The sequence below is a fragment of the Candidatus Palauibacter sp. genome, assembly GCF_965208055.1.
Lineage (GTDB): Bacteria > Gemmatimonadota > Gemmatimonadetes > Palauibacterales > Palauibacteraceae > Palauibacter.
The window spans coordinates 871,408-891,618 of sequence record NZ_CBDBNY010000004.1 but is presented as its reverse complement, the minus strand read 5'-3'; the positions used below and the strand labels follow the sequence as shown (position 1 = coordinate 891,618).

Genomic DNA, 20,211 nt, shown 5'->3' with positions numbered 1-20,211 from the left:
CCCGTGAGCATGCGCGAGAAGCTGGCCGAACTCGAGGCCCGTTCCGAGCGCGCCGCCCGCGGCGACCCGGATCGGCTCGCCCGCCAGCACGCGCGCGGCAAGCTGGGCGCGCGGGAACGCCTCGAGATCCTCCTCGACGAGGGGAGCTTCGTGGAGTTCGACCGCTTCGTCGAGCACCGCTGCACGGACTTCGGGCTTGGGGACCGGCGCATCCCCGGCGACGGCGTCATCACGGGCTACGGCCGCATCGACGGCCGCATCGTCTATGTATTCAGCCAGGACTTCACGGTTTTCGGCGGCTCGCTCTCGGAAGCGCACGCCGGCAAGATCGTGAAGGTGCTGGACCTCGCGACGCGGAACGGCGCCCCCTTCATCGGGATCAACGATTCCGGTGGCGCACGGATCCAGGAAGGCGTCGCCTCGCTCGGCGGCTACGCCGACATCTTCCTCCGAAACACGCTGGCCTCGGGCGTGATCCCGCAGTTGAGCGCGATCCTCGGGCCGTGTTCCGGAGGGGCCGTCTACAGCCCCGCCATCACCGATTTCGTGTTCATGGTGGACGGGGTGAGCCACATGTTCATCACGGGCCCCGGCGTCGTGAAGACGGTGACGCACGAGGACGTGACGTTCGACGAACTCGGCGGCGCGGCGGTGCACGCGAGTCGGTCCGGCGTGGCGCACTTCCGTTCGGCGACCGAGGTCGAGGCGCTTGGCTCCGTTCGCCGCCTCCTTTCCTACCTGCCCTCGAACAACCAGGAGACGCCTCCGTGGCGGGAGACGACGGATCCGGCGAACCGGTCCGACGAGGCGCTTCTCGAGATCGTGCCGGACGATCCGAAGCTTCCGTACGACATGCTCGACATCATCCGTCGGATCGTCGACACCGAAAGCCTGATGGAAGTCCACGCCGATTACGCCGGTAACATCATCACCGGCTTCGCTCGTCTCGGAGGGCATGCCGTGGGCATCGTCGGCAACCAGCCGGCGGTCCTCGCCGGCGTCCTGGACAGCGATGCGAGCATCAAGGCCGCACGTTTCGTCCGCTTCTGCGATGCGTTCAACGTCCCGCTGGTGACCTTCGAGGATGTGCCCGGTTTTCTCCCGGGACTGAGGGAAGAGCACGAGGGCATCATCCGAAACGGCGCCAAACTCCTCTTCGCCTACTGCGAGGCGACCGTGCCGAAGCTCACCGTCATCACGCGGAAGGCATACGGCGGCGCGTACGACGTGATGTCGTCCAAGCACATCCGGGGCGACCTCAACCTCGCCTGGCCCAGCGCCGAGATTGCGGTAATGGGCGCAAAGGGCGCGGTGGAGGTCCTGTTCCGTCGCGAGATCGCCGCGGCCGAGGACCCCGTGGCGCGCACCGCCGAACTGGAGGCGGAGTACCGAGCGAAGTTCGCCAACCCCTACCTGGCCGCGGAACGCGGGTTCATCGACGACGTGATCGACCCTCGCGCGACGCGCGCGCGCCTCGTGTCGGGGCTCGAAGCCATGGCCGAGAAGCGCGACCGCAACCCGCCCAGGAAGCACGGCAACATCCCGTTGTGATTTCCTCCGAGGCCGGATGTTCGACAAGGTTCTGATCGCGAACCGCGGCGAGATCGCGGTTCGGGTCATCCGCGCCTGCCACGAGGAAGGCCTCGACACGGTCGCGGTCTACTCCGATGTGGACCGTCGGGCCCCGCATGTGCTGCTCGCGGACGAGGCGATCCGGATCGGAGGGGCGGCCGCCGCGGAAAGCTACCTGTCGATCGACAAGCTCCTCGCGGCCGCGGAGGCGACGGGGGCGGGCGCGGTCCATCCGGGGTACGGTTTTCTGGCCGAGAACGCCGGTTTCGCTCGCGCCGTCGGGGCCGCGGGACTCGTCCATGTCGGACCTCCCGCCGAGGCGATCGAAATCATGGGCGACAAGACGCGGGCCCGGGCGCGTATGGTGGGAGCCGGAGTCCCCGTCATACCGGGCAGCGACCCGCTCGCTTCCGCGCGCGAGGCCGTCCTCGCGGCTCGAGAGATCGGATTCCCCATCCTCCTTAAGGCGGCGGCGGGAGGGGGCGGAAAGGGCATGCACGTCGTCTCCGACGCGGAGGAGATGGCCGGAGCGTTCGGGCAGGCGACGCGCGAAGCGCAGAGCGCCTTCGGTGACGGTCGCGTGTTCGCGGAGCGCTTCCTGCGTTCCCCCCGCCACATCGAGATTCAGGTGCTCGCCGACGACGAACGGACCGTGGATTTCGGCGAACGGGAGTGTTCGATCCAGCGGCGACACCAGAAACTCATCGAGGAAGCACCGTCCACGGCCATCGATGATGTACTCCGGCGCCGGATGGCGGAGGTCGCGGTGCGGGCGGCCCGGGCGGTCGGCTACCGCGGCGCGGGCACGGTCGAGTTTCTGGTCGAAGGAGGCGAGTTCTTCTTCCTCGAGATGAACACCCGTATTCAGGTCGAGCACCCCGTGACGGAACTCGTCACAGGGGTGGATCTCGTGCGGCAGCAACTGCGTGTCGCCCGGGGGCTTCCATTGCTCGGCGGCGGAGATCCGCCCACGGCGCGCGGGCACGCGATCGAATGCCGCATCAATGCGGAGGATCCCGCCGCCGGATTCCTCCCATCCATCGGTCGAATCGACCGACTCGAAGTCCCGACGGGGCCCGGCGTGCGCTGGGACGGCGGGATCCGGAACGGGTCGGAGGTCGGTCTGCACTACGATTCGCTGCTCGGCAAGCTGGTCGTCCACGCTCCGGACCGGGAGGCTGCGATCCGACGCATGCGGTCGGCGCTCGAAGGGCTCGTCATCGGCGGCGTCGAAACGACGGTCCCCTGGCATCTCGCGGTGATGGACGAACCCGACTACCGGGCGAACGCCCTCTCCATCAGGTACGTGGAGGAACACCCCGGACTCGGAGAGGTGGCCGATCCCGGACTGCGCGACGTGGCCCTGGCGGCCGCCGTGCTCCTCGCGGATCAGGACCGGCCACGCGTCGTGGTTTCCGGCGGTGGGCGCCGCGCCCGGGACGGAGGGAACGGACTGTCGGCGTGGATGCGGGCGGGTCGGGAGTGGTGAAGCCGTCATGAAGTACCACGTCGAGGTGGACGGCGGGAGCTTCGAGGTCGAACGGCTCGTCTCCGGGGTGCGCCTGAACGGCTCGGAGCGGGAAGCCGAGTTCGTGTGGCTGGCGGAGGGCGAAGTCCAGCTCATGCTGGACGGGGCGAACCATCGCGTGTTCGCGCGCCGCACGCCCGGGGGGTGGCGGCTGACGGTGCGCGGCCGGACGTTCGACGTCACGGTGGAGGACGAACGCACCCGGGCCCTCCGTGCGCTGGCGGATCGGAGCGCGGTGGGCGGCGGCCCGCGAGAGCTGCGCGCGCCGATGCCGGGGCTGATCACGCGCGTCCTCGCGGAAGCCGGGCAGCGCGTGGACGCCGGCGATGGGTTGGTCGTGATCGAAGCCATGAAGATGGAGAACGAATTGCGCGCCCGGGAACCGGGAACGGTGGCCGGAATCGCGGTCCGCTCCGGTGACGTCGTGGACCGCGATCAGGTGCTCGTGACGCTCGAAGCGGAGACCTCGTGAGCGAGCGGCGCCCGGTCTTTTCCACGACGAGCGGGACCGAAATCGACCCGGTTTACGCGGCGGGCGACGTGAGCCGGGATCGGGCCCTGCCCGGCGAGTTCCCCTACACGCGCGGCGTGTACCCGACGATGTATCGGGGGCGCCTGTGGACGATGCGCCAGTACGCGGGCTTCGGAACCGCCGCGGAGACGAACGCGCGTTTCCGCTACCTGCTGGAATCCGGACAGACCGGTCTGTCCGTCGCCTTCGACCTCCCGACCCAGATGGGGTACGACTCCGACGATGCAAGGGTGCGGGGAGAAGTCGGACGAGTCGGCGTCGCGATCGATTCGATCGAGGACATGCACCGTCTGTTCGAGGAGATCCCGCTCGAGCGCGTTTCGACGGCCATGACGATCAACGCCACGGCGCCGGTGCTCCTCGCGATGTACGCAGGCGTGGCTCGGGAACGGGGGATCGATCCGGCGGTCCTCAGGGGCACGCTCCAGAACGACGTGCTGAAGGAATTCATCGCGCGGGGGACGTACATCTACCCGGTCGAGCCCAGCGTTCGCTTCGTGACGGACGTGTTCGACTTCTGTGCTCGGGAGATGCCGCGCTGGCGCTCGATTTCCATCAGCGGGTATCACATTCGCGAGGCCGGGGCGACGGCGGCCCAGGAGCTGGCCTTCACGATCGCCAACGGTCTCGAGTACGTGCGCCGCGCCATCGAGCGGGGGCTGGAGATCGACGACTTCGCTCCCGGGCTCAGCTTCTTCTTCTCGGCCGACCGGCTGTTCTTCGAGGAGGTGGCCAAGTTCCGGGCGGCCCGTCGCATGTGGGCCCGGCTCATGCGAGACCGTTTCGGAGCCGCGGAAGAGAGCTGTCGACTGAAATTCCACACTCAGACGTCCGGGGCCGCGCTGACGGCGCAACAGCCGCTGAACAACGTGGTGCGCGTCGCGATTCAGGCGCTCTCCGCCGTGCTGGGGGGGACGCAGTCGCTGCACACGAACAGCTACGACGAAGCGCTCTCGCTCCCCGGCGCCGACGCGGCCCGCCTCGCGCTCCGCACCCAGCAGATCCTCGCCGCCGAGACAGGTGTGGGAGACACCGTCGACCCCCTCGGGGGCTCCCATTTCGTGGAGTCGCTCACGGACGACCTCGAGTCGCGGGCCCGGGCGTACCTCGCCCGCATTGATGAACTGGGCGGCCCCGTGCAGGCGATCGACTACATGAGAGAGGAGATCCACCTCTCCGCCCGCCGGCATCAGGAGGCGGTCGAGAGCGGCGCACTCGAAGTCGTCGGCGTGAACCTGCACACGGATGCCGAACCGGTCGAGATGCCGAAAGCACCGGATTTCGCTCGCCTGGCGGACGAACAGCGCCGGCGGCTCGCGCGGCTCAGGACGGAGAGGGACGGCGCGGACGTGGAAGCGTCGCTGGAGGGGATCCGGCGAGCGGCGGCCGGAGATGCTAACCTCCTGCCCGTTCTGATCGACGCCGTCAGGCGCCGCGTGACCCTGGGCGAGATCAGCCACGCGCTGCGCGAGGTGTGGGGGGAGTACCGTCCCGGCTAGCCGTCACGGCTGCCGGGCCTCGAGGGCGCCGCGGAGCATTGGCTGAACGGACAGGTCAGGCGTTCCACAGATTGATCCAGGGGCACGAGTGCCAACGTACGAATACAGATGTCGCAGTTGTCGACACGACTTCGAGCAGTTCCAGCGCATGTCGGACGCGGCCGTCCGCCTCTGTCCGGAGTGCGGGGAAAAGCAGGTGGAGCGCCTCATCTCGACCGGAGGCGGGATCGTCTTCAAGGGGCCGGGCTTCTATGCCACCGACTATCGGCGGGGGGCGGATGGTGGCGGAGAATCCACCGCCGCGAAAGGATCGGACGGTGGATCGGACGGTGGGTCGGACGATGCCTCGTCCCGGTCGCGGGAAGGCGCCTCGTCCCGGTCCGGGGCCGCCTCATCCGGGTCGTCGGAATCGGAAGGCGATTCCGGTTCGTGACGGGTGACGCCGGGCCGGCCCGGCTCTCCGAAGCGCTCAGGTCCGCCCTTTCCGCCGCCGGGGCCCCGGAAGACTTCTCTCCCGGACTGGAACGGCCGCGGGATCCGACGCACGGAGACTGGGCGTCCAACGCGGCGCTCGTGCTCGCGAAGAGACTGGGTCAGCCTCCGCGGGCGCTCGCGGCGCGGGTCTGCGAACTGATCGACCCCGCGGCCGCGGGCATCGCGGCGGTCGAAGTCGCGGGCCCGGGCTTCCTGAACTTCCGCCTCTCCGATCGATCCATCTGGCCTCGACTGACGGAGGTCATCGAGGCGGGCCGCGACTGGGGACGGACGCAGGCCTCGCCGCCGCTCCGCGTCAACGTGGAGTTCGTCTCCGCCAATCCGACGGGGCCGCTGCATGTGGCCCACGGCCGTGGCGCGGCGCTCGGCGACGCGGTCGCGTCGCTGCTGGATTGGACCGGACACGAGGTGACGCGCGAGTTCTACGTGAACGACGCCGGGCGGCAGATCGAACTCCTCGGCCTATCCGTCGAAGCGCGGTACGAGGAAGCGGCCGGCCGGCCCGCGGCCATTCCCGAAGGCGGATATCACGGCGAGTATGTCCGCGACGTTGCGGCGACGATTCGGGACGCCGCCGGCCCGGGGGTTCTCGGCTCGCTCACGCCGGATGCGCGGCGGGAGCATCTGCGGCGCGAGGCGGTGCGGCTGCTTCGTGAGGAACAGGCGGACGACCTGTCGCGGTTCGGCGTCCACATGGATCTGTTCTACTCCGAGCGCTCCCTCTACGAGTCCGGCGCCATAGACGGCCTGCTGGAGGCGCTGGAGGACGGCGGCCTGATCTATCGCTCGGAGGGCGCGACCTGGCTCCGGACTTCCAGTCACGGCGACGAGAAGGACCGGGTCCTCATCAAGAGCGACGGCTCCTTCACCTACTTCCTGCCGGATCTCGCCTATCACCTCGACAAGGCGCGGCGCGGCTTCGATACCGCGATCGATGTCTGGGGTGCGGATCATCAGGGCCACGAGAAGCGCATGCTCGCGGCGCTGCGCGGCCTCTCGTACCCCGACCTGCTCGAGGTCCTGATCATCCAGCTGGTCACGGTCCTGCGCGACGGCAGGGAAGTCCGGATGAGCAAGCGCGCCGGGCGCTTCGTGACGCTGGGCGAACTCGTCGATGAGACGGGCCCGGACGTGGCGCGGTATTTCTTTCTCATGCGCCGGGCGGAGGTCCACCTCAACTTCGATCTCGACCTCGCGCTGGATACGTCGGACGCGAATCCGGTCTACAAGGTCCAATACGCGCATGCACGCATGTGCAGCGTGTTCCGCAAGGCGGGCATCGTCGCCGACGAGGTTCGGGCCTCTCTCGAGGTCCCGGACACCTTCGGCACCCCGGCGGAGCGCGAAGTCGCCCTGTCCGTCCTGAGGCTTCCCGAGGTCATCGCGACGGCCGCGTCGAGCCGGGCTCCGCACGTGGTCTGCGCCTACCTGGAGGAGACGGCGGGGCTCGTGAACGCCTGGTATCACCAGGGGAATCTGGACCCGGCGCAAAGGATCCTGGCGGACGTCCCGGAACGGGGCGCGAGAATCCGGCTCGCGCGCGCGGTGCAGATCACGCTGCGCAACGGACTGCGGGCGCTCGGTCTCTCCGCCCCCGAAACCATGACACGGAACGCGCAGTGACCGTCCGCGCCTCCGGACACGAGGCCGGCCGGGCCGGAGCCGCGCCGATCCTTGTCGTGGGCAGCGTCGCCCTCGATGAGATTTCGACCCCGCTCGGCCACCGGGAGGGCGTCGTCGGCGGGACGGCCGTCAACTTCAGCGCCGCGGCGTCCCTGTTCGCGCCGGTCCAGCTCGTCGGGGTCATCGGCGACGACTATCCGACGGAAGAACTCGACTTCCTCCTCCGCAGAGGCGCGGATCTATCCGGACTGGAGCAGCGGCCCGGCCGCAGCTTCCGGTGGGGCGGCTTCTATCACCGGGACATGAATACGAGGGACACGACGTTCACCGAACTGGGGGTTTTCGCGGACTTCCATCCGACGATTCCCGACAGGTTCCGAAGCGCGCCATTGGCCTTTCTGGGCGCCATCGACCCGGCCCTGCAGCTCGAGGTTCTGGGCCAGATCGAGTCGCCCGTGCTCGCGGCGTGCGACACCATGAACTACTGGATCGAGGGCACGCCGGAGCGCCTCGCCGAGGTCATCGCGAAGATCGACCTGATCACGCTGAACGACGAAGAGGCGAAACAGCTCTCCGGGGAGCACAACCTGACCCGGGCCGCGCGCTGGATTCAGAGCCGCGGCCCGCGGCACGTCGTGATCAAGAAGGGGGAACACGGAGCCGTGCTGCTCACGAGCGAAGGGTTCTTTCTCACCCCCGGCTTTCCGCTCGACGATGTGGTCGACCCCACCGGAGCCGGCGATGCGTTCGCGGGCGGCCTGCTCGGATACCTGGCGCGCTGCGGTTCGATCACGGGAGCGGCGTTGAGGCGCGCGGTCGTGTATGGTTGCGCTCTCGGCTCCTTCGCGTGCGAAGCGTTCGGCGCGCGCCGTATGGTGACGCTCACCATGGCCGAAGTGGAGGACCGCGTGCGAAGCTTCGGGACGCTGACGAGATTCGACGTTCCAGCCCCGCGGGTGGAAGCATGAAGGGAATATGAACGACGGACTGACGTACAGGGACGCGGGCGTGAACCTCGAGGCGGCTCGTGCGACGAAAGCCCGGCTCGCCCGGCTCGTCCGGGGGACCCGCACGGATGCCGTGAGTTCGGACTTCGGCTCGTTCGGAGGACGGTTCCGGTCGACGCCGGGCCGGGAACTCGTGGCGAGCGCCGATGGCGTGGGGACGAAGCTGAAGATCGCCTTCATGGCGGACCGGCACGACACGGTGGGCGCCGATCTCGTGAACCACTGCGTCAACGACATCCTCGTTGAAGGCGCCCGGCCTCTCATCTTCATGGACTACGTCGCCTGCGGCGTGCTGGACCCGGACACCGTGACGAGCGTGGTCTCGGGCCTCGCCGCCGCCTGTCGCGCGAACGGATGTGCGCTGCTCGGGGGAGAGACCGCGGAGATGCCCGATTTCTACGCGACGGGGGAATACGACCTCGCGGGGTTCGTGGTGGGCGAGATCGCCTACCCGGAGTTGACCCGTCGAGATCCGGAGCCGGGGGACCGTCTCATCGGACTCGCGTCGAGCGGCATCCACACGAACGGCTACAGCTTCGTGCGCGCCCTCTTCTTCGACCGACTCGGACTCGAGGTCCACGATCCCTTCCCGGGGGCCGAGGGCTCCGTGTCGGACATCCTCCTGCGTCCGCACCGAAGTTACCTGCCGATCCTCGAGCGCAGCCTCGAGGCGGGTCGCGTGCGGGCGCTCGCGCACATCACGGGAGGCGGAATCCCCGGCAACGTCGACCGGGTCATCGGCGGGAGTCTCGATGCGGTGGTGCGTCCCGGCAGTTGGGCGCGGCCGCACGAGTTCGACGTCATCGCGCGCGAAAGCGGGGCGGACGAGGCGGAACTCTTCTCCACCTTCAACATGGGCGTGGGGATGGTCGCGATCGTGCGGGAGGAGGAGGCCGGGCAGGTGCTCGAGGAGGTTCGCGGCTCCGGATGCGAGGCGTTCATGTGCGGTGAACTCGTCGAGGGCAGCGGCAAGGTGCACCTGGAGAGTTCGTGACCGCGCGCGGATTCGACCCCATCGCGGGGGCGCCGCCGAGCCGCACGGAGGACCTGCGGCACATGCGCGAGGCGCTGGCGGTGGCGCCGCGCGGACAGGGCCGCGTGTCGCCCAATCCGCTCGTGGGCGCGGTCGTGGCCCGCGGGAACCAGGTCTTCGGCACGGGATGGCACGCGGAATACGGCGGCGACCATGCGGAAGTCGTGGCGCTGCGGGAGGCTGGGCCGCGCGCGGCGGGCGCAACGCTGTACGTCACTCTGGAGCCGTGCCGCCATACCGGTCGGACGCCCCCGTGCACGGCCGCCATCATCCGCTCCGGCGTGCGGCGCGTCGTGATCGCCTGCCGGGATCCCAATCCGGAGGCGCGCCAGGGGGCGGAAGAGTTGCGACAGGCCGGACTGGATGTCGAAATCGGGATCGAGGCGAACGCGGCGAAGCGGCTGAACGCGGCCTTCCTCTGGTTTCACCGGCAGTGGGTGCCCTTCGCGTCGCTCAAACTCGCGCTCTCACTCGACGCGAAGCTCGGCGCGGAGAGCGTTCGCACGCCGGTGACCGGCATACGGGCGCTGGACGAGGTCCACCGTCTCCGGTCCTGTCACGATGCCATCCTGATCGGTTCCAACACGATCGCGGTCGATGATCCTCTGCTCACGGCCCGCGGAGAGGTCGAGCCGCGGGTCCCGCCGGTACGGGCCGTCCTGGACACGACGCTCAGGCTCCGCCCCTCGAGTCAGCTCGTGCGCACGGCCTCCCAGGCGCCGGTGTGGGCCTTTGCGGATCCGGACTCGGACGGCTTCGACGAGCGGGCGGGTCCGCTTCGCGACGCGGGCGTGGATGTGATCGGCGTCCCGCGGAGCGAGGACGAGAAGCTGGACGTGAGCGCCGTCTGGAACGAAATGGCCATCCGCGGCGTGCTTTCGGTACTCGTGGAGGGCGGGGGGCAGGTCGCCGCGTCGTTGCTTCGCGGGGGGCACATCCAGAGGATCCATGCCTTCATCGCCCCCATGTTCTACGGGCGGGAGGGCGTGCCGGCGTTTCCGGGCCTCGACCCGTCGACACCGGGAGACTGGCTGCCCGTGCAGCGAGATTCGCTCGGACAGGATACGCAGATCGTGTTCGAGCACCATCAACTCCAGGAGACCCTGGACAACCTCTGAGCGATCGGACTCGTGTTCACCGGAATCATACAGGCGGTCGGCGAGATCGCCGGCCGCGAACGCCGGAAGGCCGGACTCCGGCTCACGATCGCCCGCGTCCCGTTCCTCGAACGGCTCCGGGACGGAGACTCGGTGTCGCTCGCAGGGGTATGCACGACGGTCGCCGCTCTCCGGGAGGAGACGTTTGATGTCGATGTCGTCGAGGCCACGCTGGAGCGGACCACGATCGAGGGTTGGCGGGTCGGGGATCCCGTGAACCTCGAGCCGGCGCTGTGTGCCGGGGATCCGCTTGGCGGGCACATGGTGCAGGGACACGTCGATGGGGTGGGGATCGTGGCGGCGGCCAGGTGGGAAGACGAGTCGGGCGTGCTCGAGGTCGAACTCCCCGGCGGACTCGAGAGGGTGACGGTGTCGCAGGGCTCCTTCGCGGTGGATGGCGTGAGTCTCACGGTCAACCGCCTGACCGGGACCATCGCGCGCTTCGCCATCATCCCATATACATGGACCCACACCACCCTGGGGCGCCTCGTGTCCGGCGCGAAGGTCAACCTCGAGGCGGACCTGATCGGCAAGCACGTGGCTCGTGCCCTCCGACCGCACGTGGCCCCTGTGGATTCCTGAGTCGGCTCCCGTTCGAATGGAAACCGGAAAGAGACTTCGGCTGGCGAACATGCCCGCAGACACGGTGGAAGCGGCGATCGAACGTATCCGCAGCGGCGGACTCGTAATCATCGCGGACGATGAGGATCGCGAGAACGAGGGAGATCTCGTCTGCGCGGCCTCGCTCGCGACGCCCGAGACGATCAACTTCATGGCCAGGCGCGCACGCGGGCTCATATGCCTCACGATGCCCGATGAGATGGCCGATCGCCTCGATCTCCCGCTCATGACGGACGACCGGCTGGCGGACCCCAACAAGACCGCGTTCACCGTGTCGATCGATGCCCGCCAGGACTTCGGCGTGTCGACCGGGATCTCGGCTCAGGATCGCGCCCGGACCATCCGGGTCGCGGTGGACCCCCAGACCAGGCCGACGGATCTCATGCGCCCGGGCCACATCTTTCCGCTCCGCTCCCGACCCGGCGGCGTGCTGCAGCGCGTGGGCCAGACGGAGGCTTCGGTCGACCTCGCCCGCCTGGCCGGGCTCACCCCCGCGGGCGTGATCTGCGAGATCCTCAACGAGGACGGGACCATGGCGCGCCGCCCGGAGCTCGAGAAGTTCGCGGCGGAGCACGACCTTCCCTTCATCACCGTGGCCGCCCTCGTCTCCTACCGGTTGCGCACGGAGAGTCTCGTACGACGCGTCGCCGAAGCGGACCTCCCCACGCCGTGGGGCGATTTCCGCATCGTCGGGTACGCGAACCAGGTGGATGGGCGCGAACACGTCGCGCTGGTGCGCGGCGACGTGGCGGGGGCGGAAGATGTCCTCGTCCGCGTTCACTCGCGCTGCCTGACAGGCGATGTGTTCCACTCCCACCGCTGCGATTGCGGCAGCCAGCTCGAGGCGGCGATGCGGATGGTCGTGGAAGCCGACGCCGGGGTCATCGTCTACCTCGATCAGGAAGGGCGGGGGATCGGGCTCCTGAACAAGCTCCGCGCCTACGAACTGCAGGATGAGGGCCACGACACGGTCGAAGCGAACGAGGCGCTGGGGTTCCCGCCCGATCTGCGGAACTACGGCATCGGGGCCCAGATTCTCGCTGATCTCGGGTTGCACTCGATCCGGATCATGACGAACAACCCGAAGAAACTTGCGGGGCTGGAGGGGTTCGGCCTCGTGATCCGCGACCGCGTGCCTCTCGAGCTCGGCGAGATCGATGATCGGCTGGTCCGCTATCTCCGTACGAAGCGCGAGAAGCTGGGACACCTGACCGGATCCGCGTGAGAAGCAGATCGGGTACTCCTCGAGGCGATGGTCCCGGTGGCCCCGATGGTCCGGATGGCGCCGGGGGCGGGGCGCGCGGGCGCATGACGAAGTATGAGGGCGCGGCCGCGGGGAGCGGCCGGAGGGTCTGCATTCTCGTCAGCCGGTTCAATTCCGGAGTCACCGAGCGTCTGCTGGAAGGCGCCGCGCGGACGACCCTGGAGTGCGGCGTGGCCGAGGACGACCTCGATGTCGTGTACGTTCCCGGCGCCTGGGAACTTCCGCTCGCCGCGCAACGAGCCGCCGCGCGCGGATACGCGGCCATCATCGCGCTGGGCTGCGTGATTCGCGGGGAGACCGCGCACTTCGATCACGTAAGCCGCACGGCCACCGACGGCCTCGCGAAGGTGCAGCTCCACTCGGGCGTGCCCGTCGGTCTCGGCGTACTCACGCCCGACACACTGGACCAGGCGCTCGCCCGGGCCGGCGGCGAACTCGGAAACGCCGGTTCGGAGGCTGCCCGCGCGGCGCTCCGCATCGCCGACCTGCACCAGCAGCTCGACTCGTGACCCCGACCGCCCGGACACACGTTCACTCGCGGGCGCGGAGCTGGGCGTTGCACCTCCTCTATGCGTGGGAGGTCGGCGGAGAGGGCACGCCGCTCGAACACGCGGCGCAGAGCCTCGTTCATCGTCGCATGTCCGGACGCTACCGCCCCCATGTCCGGCGCCTGCTCGAAACCACAGGCCGTCATCTCGCCCAGATCGACGCGACGATCGCGCATCACAGCGCGAACTGGCGCATCGAGCGCCTGCACGCCATCGACCGCAACATCCTGCGGATCGGGATCGCGGAACTGCTGTGGTTCGAAGAGGTGCCGCCGAAAGTCGCGATTCACGAAGGGCTGAAGCTGGCGCGCCGCTATGGCAGTCCCGGCAGTCCGCGTTTCGTCAACGGCGTGCTCGACGCGGTACTGAAGGCCCGAGAGGCCGGGTCCTGAACGAACCCGTGGCGCGGCCGCTCCGGATCCTCCTCCTCAACTGGCAGGACCGGCAAAACCCCGAGGCCGGCGGCGCCGAGGTGCATCTCCACGAGATCTTCGGCCGGCTCGCGGCCCGCGGACACGCGGTGCGGGCCGTCGTGAGCAGCTGGCCGGGCGCGGCCCCGTCCGCGACCCTCGATGGTATCGAGTTCGAGCGCGTCGGAGACCGCTACAGTTACGCATGGCGCGCCCGAAGCGCGGCGCGCGCGGTCGTGCGCGGCTTCGCCCCGGACGTGCTCGTGGAGGACATCAACAAGGTCCCGCTTTATTCGCCCCGGTGGGCCGGCGTCCCCGTCGTCGCACTCGTTCCCCACCTGTTCGGGGCCACAGCCTACGCGGAGGCGTCGATCCCTCTCGCGACGGCCGTCTGGGCTGCGGAACGGGCGATCCCGGGCGTCTATCGGGACTGTCCCTTCCAGGCGATCTCGGAGAGCACCGCGCTCGACCTCACGAAGAGAGGCCTGCTCGCCCGCGACATCGCCGTCATTCCGCCCGGCATCGACCACGACACCTATCGCCCGGATCCCGCGACGGAGCGGGCAGAGGCGCCGACCCTCCTCTACGTGGGCCGTCTCAAGCGATACAAGGGCCTCGATGTCCTGTTCGAGGCGCTATCGCGGTTGAACGACCCGCTGCCGGACGCGAGGCTTGTCATCGCGGGCCGCGGCAGCGACGAGCGTCGCCTCCGAAAACTCGTGCGCCGCGCGGCACTCTCGCACCGCGTACGCTTTCTGGGGTACATCTCCGAGGAGGAGAAGGTCGCCTGGCTGCGCCGGGCCTGGGCTGTGGTATATCCCTCGCCGAAGGAGGGCTGGGGAATGACGAACGTGGAGGCGGCCGCTTGCGGCACGCCGGTGATCGCGAGCGACTCCCCGGGGCTGCGCGAGTCGGTGGCGGCGGGGGAGTCGGGAGTTCTCGCTCCGCACGGGGACGCCGCGGCGTGGGCCGCGTCGATCCGCGAGGTGCTCGGGGAGCCGTCGGTGCGCGAACGCCTCGGGAGGGGCGGGGTCGCCCACGCCGCCCGATTCTCGTGGTCCCGTGCAGCGGATGAGACGGAAGCGCACCTTTACCAGTCACTCGAACCCTGATGAGGACCGATGAGAACCATCGTCACCGCGCGCAACACCGATGTCTCCGACATTCGCGAGATCATCGAGACGCGCTTCACGAACCTGGCTCGCTTCGAGCCGCGCGCGTCGAAGGCCGAGGTCGTATTCACCGGAGAGAAGACGCAGGTGCGCGCGGCGGCCGTGATCAGCGTCGACCGCGCCCGTCCCGTGCACGGGGAGGCGGCGGGTCCCGACCCCCGCACGGCCCTCGACCGGCTCGCGGACAAACTGGGCAACCAGCTCCGCCGTAACCACGACCGGTACAACGAGCACTCCGCGCCGCCGATGGACGAACTGTTCGGCAATCCGTTCGAAGCGGACGGAAAATCCGGGTGACCCTCACGGTCGCGTCGCTGCTCCGGCGCAAGCGGGAAGCGTTTTCGCTCAGGGTGGTCGCCGGCGAGGCCGGGCTGGAGCGCGCGATCGAAGTGCCCGAAGTCTCGTCGCCGGGACTCGCGCTGGCCGGCTACAGGGAGCGTTTCGTCTCGCAGCGGGTGCTCATCTTCGGCGAAACGGAGATCGCCTATCTCGAGAGCCTCGGCGCCTCCGAGCGCGCCGCCGCCCTCACGTTCGTGTTCGAGTCCGGCGTGCCGTGCGCGATCATCACCAAGAACCAGGCGTCGCCGGAAGAACTCGCGTCCGCTGCGGAGGCGGCCGGTGTGGCGGTGCTCGAAACGCCTCTGAAGACGGGCGATTTCTACCGGCGGCTGCAGCCCTATCTCGAGGAAGAGTTCGCGCCGCGGACGTCTCTCCACGGATCGCTTGCGGACGTGTACGGGATCGGTCTCCTCTTCACCGGTCCGTCCGGGATCGGCAAGAGCGAGTGCGTGCTCGATCTCGTGGAGCGGGGCCACCGCCTCGTCGCCGACGATCTCATCCTCGTACACCGCCGCCAGAGCGACATCCTGCTCGGGCGCGCGCACGAAAACCAGCGCCACCACATGGAGATCCGAGGCGTGGGCATCATCGATGTGCGCGCCATGTTCGGGATCCGGGCCGTGCGCCAGCAGAAGCGGATCGAAGTCGTCGTGGAACTCGAGGTCTGGGGAGAGCGCGACGACTACGATCGAACGGGTCTCGAGGCGGAGGAGCGCGAGATCCTCGGCGTAACGCTGCCGAAGGTTCGCATCCCCCTGAACCCGGGAAAGAACATCACCGTCATCGCCGAAGTCGTGGCCATGAACCATCTCCTGCGCTATTCGGGCGAAGATCCGGCGGCGGCTTTCGAGCGCGACCTCATCGAACGCATGCGCCCGGTGCGCGACTACCTCGAGTCCGATGATGAATAACCGGCTTCGCGGCGTCGTCGTGGCCCACGCGGAACTGGCACATGCGCTCGTGTCCGCCGTCGAGACCATCAGCGGCGTCAGGGGCGCTCTGCGTGCCGTGAGCAACGAAGGCCTGGGGCCCGACGAACTCGCCGAGATCATCGGAGAGGCCGCCGGCGGCACGGGCGCCATCCTCTTCGTGGATCTGGCGGGCGGCAGTTGCGGCCTGGCCGGCCTTCAGCATGTGCGGGAGAGCCGAGGCTGTGCGTGGGTGACGGGCGTCAACCTCCCGATGCTGCTCGACTTCGTCTTCCATCGTGAAATGCCCGTCGAGCAACTCGTCCCCCGTCTTCTCCGGCAGGGACGGGCCGGGCAGCGCGCGCACCCGCCCCCGCCGGGCGGGACCGACTGAGCCGGACTCGTGCCGCTCGAGCTCCTGCGGATCGATGAGCGTCTGATCCACGGCCAGGTACTCGTGGGGTGGGGACGTCCTCTGGCCCTCGACTTCTATATCGTCGTCGATGAAGCGCTCGCTGCCAGCGAATGGGAGCAGGAACTCTGGGCCAGCGCGCTCGCCGACGAGGAGAGCGCCGAGTTTCTGGGGGTGGACGAGGCGGCCCGGCGTTTCGGGGAACTGAGCCGGCGCGCGGCGCGCGGGGCGCTCCTGACGCGGGATACGGGGACGATGCGAGCGCTGGCGGAACGTGGGTGCCTCGATGGGCGGACCGTGAACGTCGGAGGCGTGTATGCCGCGAAGGGGCGAAAGAAGATCCTCGACTATGTCCACCTCTCTCCGGAGGAGACCGAGGATCTGCGGCGGATCGGCGAGCATGCATCCGTGAGCGCACGGAACCTCCCCACCGCGCCCGAGGTTCGTCTCGACGCGCGGAAGCTCCGATGACCGCCGTCGAGCTGTCGGCCGGCGGCTGGGCGCTGGCCTGCCTGTGCGGCGCGGTCATCGGGCTCGACGAAGTGTCCTGGCCTCAGGCCATGTGGTCCCGGCCCATCGTCGCAGGCACGCTGGGAGGGATGCTGTTCGGGGCTCCCGCCGCGGGTTGCCTCGTCGGAGTCTGGCTGGAACTCGTCCTGTCGCGGCATCCCCCCTTCGGCGGCGCGCGGCACCCGGAGACCGGACCCGCCTCGTTCACGGCGGGGGCCGCCTACGCAGTCGCCGGGGGTGGCGCACCGGCCGGCATGGTCGCCGCGGTCGCGGTCGGCTGGGCGATCGGGTGGACGGGTGCGTACTCGGTGACGCTCCTCCGGCGCGTGACACCGGGCCTTGTTTCGCGGCCCGAGGGCTTCGGCGGGGGAGCGGCCGCCCTCGCGCGACGCCACAGGCTGGCGATCGCCCTGGACGGCTTGCGCGCCGGACTCCTCGTCGCCGCGCTGTTCGTGCCGTCCGTGCTGGTCGTTCGTTTGCTGTCGACGCAGCCCTCCGGGGCGGCGGGCGCCGCGTGGTGGCCCCTGGTCGCGGGGTTCGGACTCGCGGGAGTCGCGGGCGTCGCGGCGCGCGGGCTGGGCGCGCGGAGCCGCGGCTGGCCCGCGCTTGCAGCGGGATGTCTCCTGGGAACTCTTATCGCCCGGTTCATCGCATGAGGCCGCGCAGGAGGGATTTCGTGCGCGCCATCCTGCGCAGTTTCTCCATCCAGGGCTCGTGGAACGACCGTACGATGACGGGACCCGGGATGGCGCATGCGCTCGCGCCGTTGCTGTCCCGCATTCACGCGGACGATCCCGCCGCCTTCCGGCGGGCCGTCCAGCGCCACTCGCGAGCGTTCAACGCGCATCCGTATCTGGCTCCCGTGGCGATCGGGGCCCTCGCTCGCCTCGAATCGGATGGAGTCGACGCCGACACCCTGTCGCGCTTCCGTTCCGCGCTCCGCGCGCCTCTGGGGGCGCTGGGCGACGGGGTCGCGTGGGCCGGGTGGCGGCCCTTCTGCGCGTGCGCCGCCGCCATCGGGTTCGTGCTTGGACTCGACCCCCTGTTCGCCGCCGGCGCTTTCCTCCTCCTGTACAACGCGGGCCATCTCACCCTCCGCGTCTGGGGACTGCGCTGTGGCTGGAGATCGGGCCGGTCCGTGGCTTCCGCGCTGAAGCGCGCGCCCCTGCGCCGGATCGAGAGGGCGCTCGTGGCGGCAAACCAGGTGCTCATCGGGGTTCTCGCCGCGTTGCTCATCGGCCGGCTTCCGGGAACCGACCACGTTCCCTGGACGGACGGCGGTGCAGTCATTGTGGCGCTGATGGGTTATCTTGTCCCCCGACACATCTCGGCGGTCGCCATGGCGAGCCTGATTGCCGCATGCGCGGTGTGGCTCCTGTGAGCGTCCCGACAGGCGGTGCAGCCTGCGGCGACGCACGGCCCGACCCCGATCGTTCGCTCAGCCGGAGCGGAGAGTTTCTGTGACGATGCAATACGAAGCAGCGGTACGTATTCGGAACCGGCTGGGGCTGCATGCCCGGCCGGCCGCCGAGTTCGTTAAGCTGGCGAGCCGTTTCCGGGCCGAAGTGTGGGTGGAGAAGGACGAGATGGAAGTGAACGGGAAGAGCATCATGGGCGTGATGATGCTCGCGGCCGAGGCCGGCGCCTCCATCCGTATCCGGGCCCTGGGGTCCGACGCGGAGAGCGCCGTGGATTCCCTCACCGAACTCGTCCTGTCCGGGTTCAGCGAGGAACTCGCTCCGGACCTGAACACGGACGGGCTTGCGTGAGCGAGGTCATCCATGGGATCGGGGCCGCCCCGGGGCGCGCGCTCGGCGTGGCTCGGCGACTCGAGCGTCACGAGTGGCGGCCGGAGCACCGGACGATTCCGTCCGACGCCGTGGAGCGCGAGGTCGCGCGTTTCGAGGAGGCGCGGGCCTGGGCCGCGGACCGTGTCCGGGACACGCGCGAACGGGCCGCCCGCTCGCTGGGCGAAGTGGAAGCGAACATCTTCGACCCGCAGATTCTCATCCTCTCGGACCCCGACCTCGTCGCGGGCACCATCCGCTATATCCGTGAGAATTTCCTCTCCGCGGAGCGGGCTTTCGACTGGCGGCTGACCGAAATCCGGACGGCGATCATCGACGCGGGGCACTTCATGGTCGTCGACCGGCTGGCCGACCTGCGGGACATTCGGTCTCGCGTGCTCGCGCGGCTCACCGGGCGCGACGAGGATCCGCTCGCCCTCCCGAAAGAGCCCGGGCTGATCGCCGTCGACGACCTCACGCCCAGCTTCGCGGTGCGCCTCGACCCGGCACTCGTCCTCGGAGTGGCGAGCGGATCCGGGTCCCGGACCTCGCACAGCACGCTCGTCGCCCGCTCTCTGGGTATTCCGGCGGTCGTCGGACTCGGCGCCGACCTCGCGAAGATCGAAGACGGAACGACGGTTCTGCTCGACGGAGGCAACGGTCGCATCCTGATCGAACCCACGGAGGCCGAGGAGGCGGCACACCTGCGGATGGTCCGCCGCCTTTCCGGGCGTCCCGCCGCCGATCCGGGGCGCGAACCCGCGCCCTTGCTGACCGCCGACGGAGTCCGCGTCCATCTTCGCGCCAACATCGACCAGCCGCACGATGTTCCGGCGGCCCGCCGCGTGGGCGCCGAGGGGGTCGGACTCTTCAGGTCCGAATTCCTCGTCATCGGACGGAGAGTGATCCCGAGCGAGGATGAGCAGTTCGAAGCCTACCGCGAGGTCGTGGACGGGTTCCCGAACCAGCCGGTGACGCTCCGAACGTTCGATATCGGCGGCGACAAGTTTCCGCTTTTTCTCGATCTTCCTCCGGAGGAAAACCCCTATCTGGGTTGGCGCGCCATCCGCGTCTGCCTCGACCGGCCGCAACTCTTCCGCAACCAGTTGCGCGCCGCGATCCGGGCCGGGGGACCGCAGGCCCGCATGCGGATCCTGGTTCCGTTCGTCATCTGTGAAACCGAGATCGTGCGCACGAAGGAGATCGTGGCCGAGGTCGGTCGCGAGTTGGGTCAGACCGAACCCGTCTCCTTCGGCGTGATGGTGGAGACGCCCGCGCTTGCGGACACGCTCGATCTCGTGGGACGGCACCTGGATTTCATCAGCCTCGGCACGAACGACCTGACGCAATACTCCCTGGCCGTGGACCGTGGCAACGCCAGGCTTCAGCATCTCTCGAACCCCATGCATCCGGCGCTGCTCCGCAGCTACGAGCGGATCTTCAACACGGCCAGCGCCCTCGACCTCGACATCGGCGTTTGCGGCGATCTCGCCGCGGAACCGGTGGGGCTCGCCCTCCTGCTCGCCCTCGGCTATCGGGATTTCAGTCTCGCGCCCGCGTCGATCCCCGAGGTGAGAGAGCTGGTGGGGCTGCTCTCCGTGGCGGAGTTGTCGGAACTCTGGAGCCGCGCGGACTCCCCGTCCGGGATGCCGCGGGAACTCGTCGCGCGGCTGGAGGACGCGATTCCGGTGGAGCCGTCGCCGCTGTACGTCTCCTGATCCCGCCGCGGGGACGTTGCCTCCGCCCCGTCGGGCGGCCACTATCTTGGCCGCTACGCCTCCTGCGGCGCTCCGC

22 protein-coding genes are annotated in these 20,211 nt (G+C 69.2%); all 22 read left to right on the top strand.

Annotated features, from left to right (window positions below; all coding sequences use genetic code 11):
- Positions 1-9 precede the first annotated feature (9 nt).
- The 22 genes from ACOGXI_RS04235 (at position 10) to ptsP (ending at position 20,135) form a co-directional block, all read left to right on the top strand.
- The gene (locus tag ACOGXI_RS04235) at positions 10-1,551 is read left to right on the top strand and encodes an acyl-CoA carboxylase subunit beta (protein ID WP_419940155.1); all 1,542 of its coding nucleotides are present in this window, start codon (positions 10-12) and stop codon (positions 1,549-1,551) included.
- A gap of 16 nt (positions 1,552-1,567) precedes the next feature.
- A complete protein-coding gene (locus ACOGXI_RS04230; protein WP_419937636.1) occupies positions 1,568-3,061 on the top strand; it encodes an acetyl-CoA carboxylase biotin carboxylase subunit in 1,494 nt (497 codons plus the stop codon).
- 7 nt (positions 3,062-3,068) lie between these two features.
- A complete protein-coding gene (locus ACOGXI_RS04225) occupies positions 3,069-3,572 on the top strand; it encodes a biotin/lipoyl-containing protein (protein ID WP_419937635.1) in 504 nt (167 codons plus the stop codon).
- On the top strand, positions 3,569-5,131 hold the full coding sequence (locus ACOGXI_RS04220; protein ID WP_419937634.1) for an acyl-CoA mutase large subunit family protein: 1,563 nt from the start codon (positions 3,569-3,571) through the stop codon (positions 5,129-5,131). Before ACOGXI_RS04225 ends, ACOGXI_RS04220 begins: the two co-directional genes overlap by 4 nt.
- Positions 5,132-5,219: 88 nt before the next feature.
- Positions 5,220-5,564 carry an FmdB family zinc ribbon protein gene (locus tag ACOGXI_RS04215; RefSeq protein WP_419937633.1) on the top strand — a complete coding sequence of 115 codons (345 nt, stop codon included), beginning with the start codon at positions 5,220-5,222 and terminating at the stop codon, positions 5,562-5,564.
- Complete coding sequence (gene argS, locus ACOGXI_RS04210; RefSeq protein WP_419937632.1) at positions 5,561-7,249, top strand: arginine--tRNA ligase; 1,689 nt, start codon at positions 5,561-5,563, stop codon at positions 7,247-7,249. Before ACOGXI_RS04215 ends, argS begins: the two co-directional genes overlap by 4 nt.
- Entirely contained in the window at positions 7,246-8,217 is a 972-nt protein-coding gene (locus ACOGXI_RS04205) for a PfkB family carbohydrate kinase (RefSeq protein ID WP_419937631.1), read from the top strand. Before argS ends, ACOGXI_RS04205 begins: the two co-directional genes overlap by 4 nt.
- 7 nt (positions 8,218-8,224) lie before the next feature.
- Positions 8,225-9,250 (top strand): phosphoribosylformylglycinamidine cyclo-ligase, encoded by a 1,026-nt coding sequence (purM, locus tag ACOGXI_RS04200; RefSeq protein WP_419937630.1) that lies wholly within the window; start codon positions 8,225-8,227, stop codon positions 9,248-9,250.
- Entirely contained in the window at positions 9,247-10,407 is a 1,161-nt protein-coding gene (ribD, locus tag ACOGXI_RS04195; protein WP_419937629.1) for a bifunctional diaminohydroxyphosphoribosylaminopyrimidine deaminase/5-amino-6-(5-phosphoribosylamino)uracil reductase RibD, read from the top strand. The genes purM and ribD overlap by 4 nt, the downstream gene beginning before the upstream one ends.
- A gap of 12 nt (positions 10,408-10,419) precedes the next feature.
- Positions 10,420-11,028 carry a riboflavin synthase gene (locus ACOGXI_RS04190; RefSeq protein WP_419937628.1) on the top strand — a complete coding sequence of 203 codons (609 nt, stop codon included), beginning with the start codon at positions 10,420-10,422 and terminating at the stop codon, positions 11,026-11,028.
- Positions 11,029-11,077: 49 nt separating this feature from the next.
- Complete coding sequence (locus ACOGXI_RS04185) at positions 11,078-12,292, top strand: bifunctional 3,4-dihydroxy-2-butanone-4-phosphate synthase/GTP cyclohydrolase II (RefSeq protein ID WP_419937627.1); 1,215 nt, start codon at positions 11,078-11,080, stop codon at positions 12,290-12,292.
- 83 nt (positions 12,293-12,375) lie between these two features.
- Positions 12,376-12,840 carry a 6,7-dimethyl-8-ribityllumazine synthase gene (gene ribH / locus ACOGXI_RS04180; RefSeq protein ID WP_419937626.1) on the top strand — a complete coding sequence of 155 codons (465 nt, stop codon included), beginning with the start codon at positions 12,376-12,378 and terminating at the stop codon, positions 12,838-12,840.
- Positions 12,837-13,271 carry a transcription antitermination factor NusB gene (gene nusB, locus ACOGXI_RS04175; RefSeq protein WP_419937625.1) on the top strand — a complete coding sequence of 145 codons (435 nt, stop codon included), beginning with the start codon at positions 12,837-12,839 and terminating at the stop codon, positions 13,269-13,271. Before ribH ends, nusB begins: the two co-directional genes overlap by 4 nt.
- Before the next feature lie 8 nt (positions 13,272-13,279).
- Complete coding sequence (locus ACOGXI_RS04170) at positions 13,280-14,401, top strand: glycosyltransferase family 4 protein (RefSeq protein WP_419937624.1); 1,122 nt, start codon at positions 13,280-13,282, stop codon at positions 14,399-14,401.
- A gap of 9 nt (positions 14,402-14,410) precedes the next feature.
- Positions 14,411-14,758 (top strand): HPF/RaiA family ribosome-associated protein, encoded by a 348-nt coding sequence (locus ACOGXI_RS04165; RefSeq protein WP_419937623.1) that lies wholly within the window; start codon positions 14,411-14,413, stop codon positions 14,756-14,758.
- A complete protein-coding gene (hprK, locus tag ACOGXI_RS04160; RefSeq protein ID WP_419937622.1) occupies positions 14,755-15,711 on the top strand; it encodes an HPr(Ser) kinase/phosphatase in 957 nt (318 codons plus the stop codon). Before ACOGXI_RS04165 ends, hprK begins: the two co-directional genes overlap by 4 nt.
- Entirely contained in the window at positions 15,704-16,102 is a 399-nt protein-coding gene (locus ACOGXI_RS04155) for a PTS sugar transporter subunit IIA (protein WP_419937621.1), read from the top strand. Before hprK ends, ACOGXI_RS04155 begins: the two co-directional genes overlap by 8 nt.
- Positions 16,103-16,111: 9 nt before the next feature.
- Positions 16,112-16,591, top strand: coding sequence for a PTS sugar transporter subunit IIB (locus tag ACOGXI_RS04150; protein ID WP_419937620.1), 480 nt, complete (start codon positions 16,112-16,114; stop codon positions 16,589-16,591).
- On the top strand, positions 16,588-17,286 hold the full coding sequence (locus tag ACOGXI_RS04145; RefSeq protein WP_419937619.1) for a PTS sugar transporter subunit IIC: 699 nt from the start codon (positions 16,588-16,590) through the stop codon (positions 17,284-17,286). The genes ACOGXI_RS04150 and ACOGXI_RS04145 overlap by 4 nt, the downstream gene beginning before the upstream one ends.
- Positions 17,283-18,011, top strand: a complete 729-nt coding sequence (locus ACOGXI_RS04140) for a PTS system mannose/fructose/sorbose family transporter subunit IID (RefSeq protein ID WP_419937618.1) — start codon at positions 17,283-17,285, stop codon at positions 18,009-18,011. Before ACOGXI_RS04145 ends, ACOGXI_RS04140 begins: the two co-directional genes overlap by 4 nt.
- Positions 18,012-18,096: 85 nt before the next feature.
- A complete protein-coding gene (locus tag ACOGXI_RS04135) occupies positions 18,097-18,399 on the top strand; it encodes an HPr family phosphocarrier protein (RefSeq protein ID WP_419937617.1) in 303 nt (100 codons plus the stop codon).
- Positions 18,396-20,135 (top strand): phosphoenolpyruvate--protein phosphotransferase, encoded by a 1,740-nt coding sequence (gene ptsP, locus ACOGXI_RS04130; protein ID WP_419937616.1) that lies wholly within the window; start codon positions 18,396-18,398, stop codon positions 20,133-20,135. Before ACOGXI_RS04135 ends, ptsP begins: the two co-directional genes overlap by 4 nt.
- The last annotated feature ends 76 nt before the right edge of the window (positions 20,136-20,211 follow it).

Excerpts from the sequence above, each read along its gene's own strand:
- ACOGXI_RS04145 (WP_419937619.1), top strand. The coding sequence starts at position 16,588 with ATGACCGCCGTCGAGCTGTCGGCCGGCGGCTGGGCGCTGGCCTGCCTG.
- ACOGXI_RS04140 (WP_419937618.1), top strand. The coding sequence starts at position 17,283 with ATGAGGCCGCGCAGGAGGGATTTCGTGCGCGCCATCCTGCGCAGTTTC.
- purM (WP_419937630.1), top strand. The coding sequence starts at position 8,225 with ATGAACGACGGACTGACGTACAGGGACGCGGGCGTGAACCTCGAGGCG.
- ACOGXI_RS04165 (WP_419937623.1), top strand. The coding sequence starts at position 14,411 with ATGAGAACCATCGTCACCGCGCGCAACACCGATGTCTCCGACATTCGC.
- ACOGXI_RS04225 (WP_419937635.1), top strand. The coding sequence starts at position 3,069 with ATGAAGTACCACGTCGAGGTGGACGGCGGGAGCTTCGAGGTCGAACGG.
- ACOGXI_RS04185 (WP_419937627.1), top strand. The coding sequence starts at position 11,078 with ATGCCCGCAGACACGGTGGAAGCGGCGATCGAACGTATCCGCAGCGGC.
- ACOGXI_RS04135 (WP_419937617.1), top strand. The coding sequence starts at position 18,097 with ATGCAATACGAAGCAGCGGTACGTATTCGGAACCGGCTGGGGCTGCAT.
- ACOGXI_RS04155 (WP_419937621.1), top strand. The coding sequence starts at position 15,704 with ATGAATAACCGGCTTCGCGGCGTCGTCGTGGCCCACGCGGAACTGGCA.
- ACOGXI_RS04235 (WP_419940155.1), top strand. The coding sequence starts at position 10 with ATGCGCGAGAAGCTGGCCGAACTCGAGGCCCGTTCCGAGCGCGCCGCC.
- ACOGXI_RS04230 (WP_419937636.1), top strand. The coding sequence starts at position 1,568 with ATGTTCGACAAGGTTCTGATCGCGAACCGCGGCGAGATCGCGGTTCGG.
- ribH (WP_419937626.1), top strand. The coding sequence starts at position 12,376 with ATGACGAAGTATGAGGGCGCGGCCGCGGGGAGCGGCCGGAGGGTCTGC.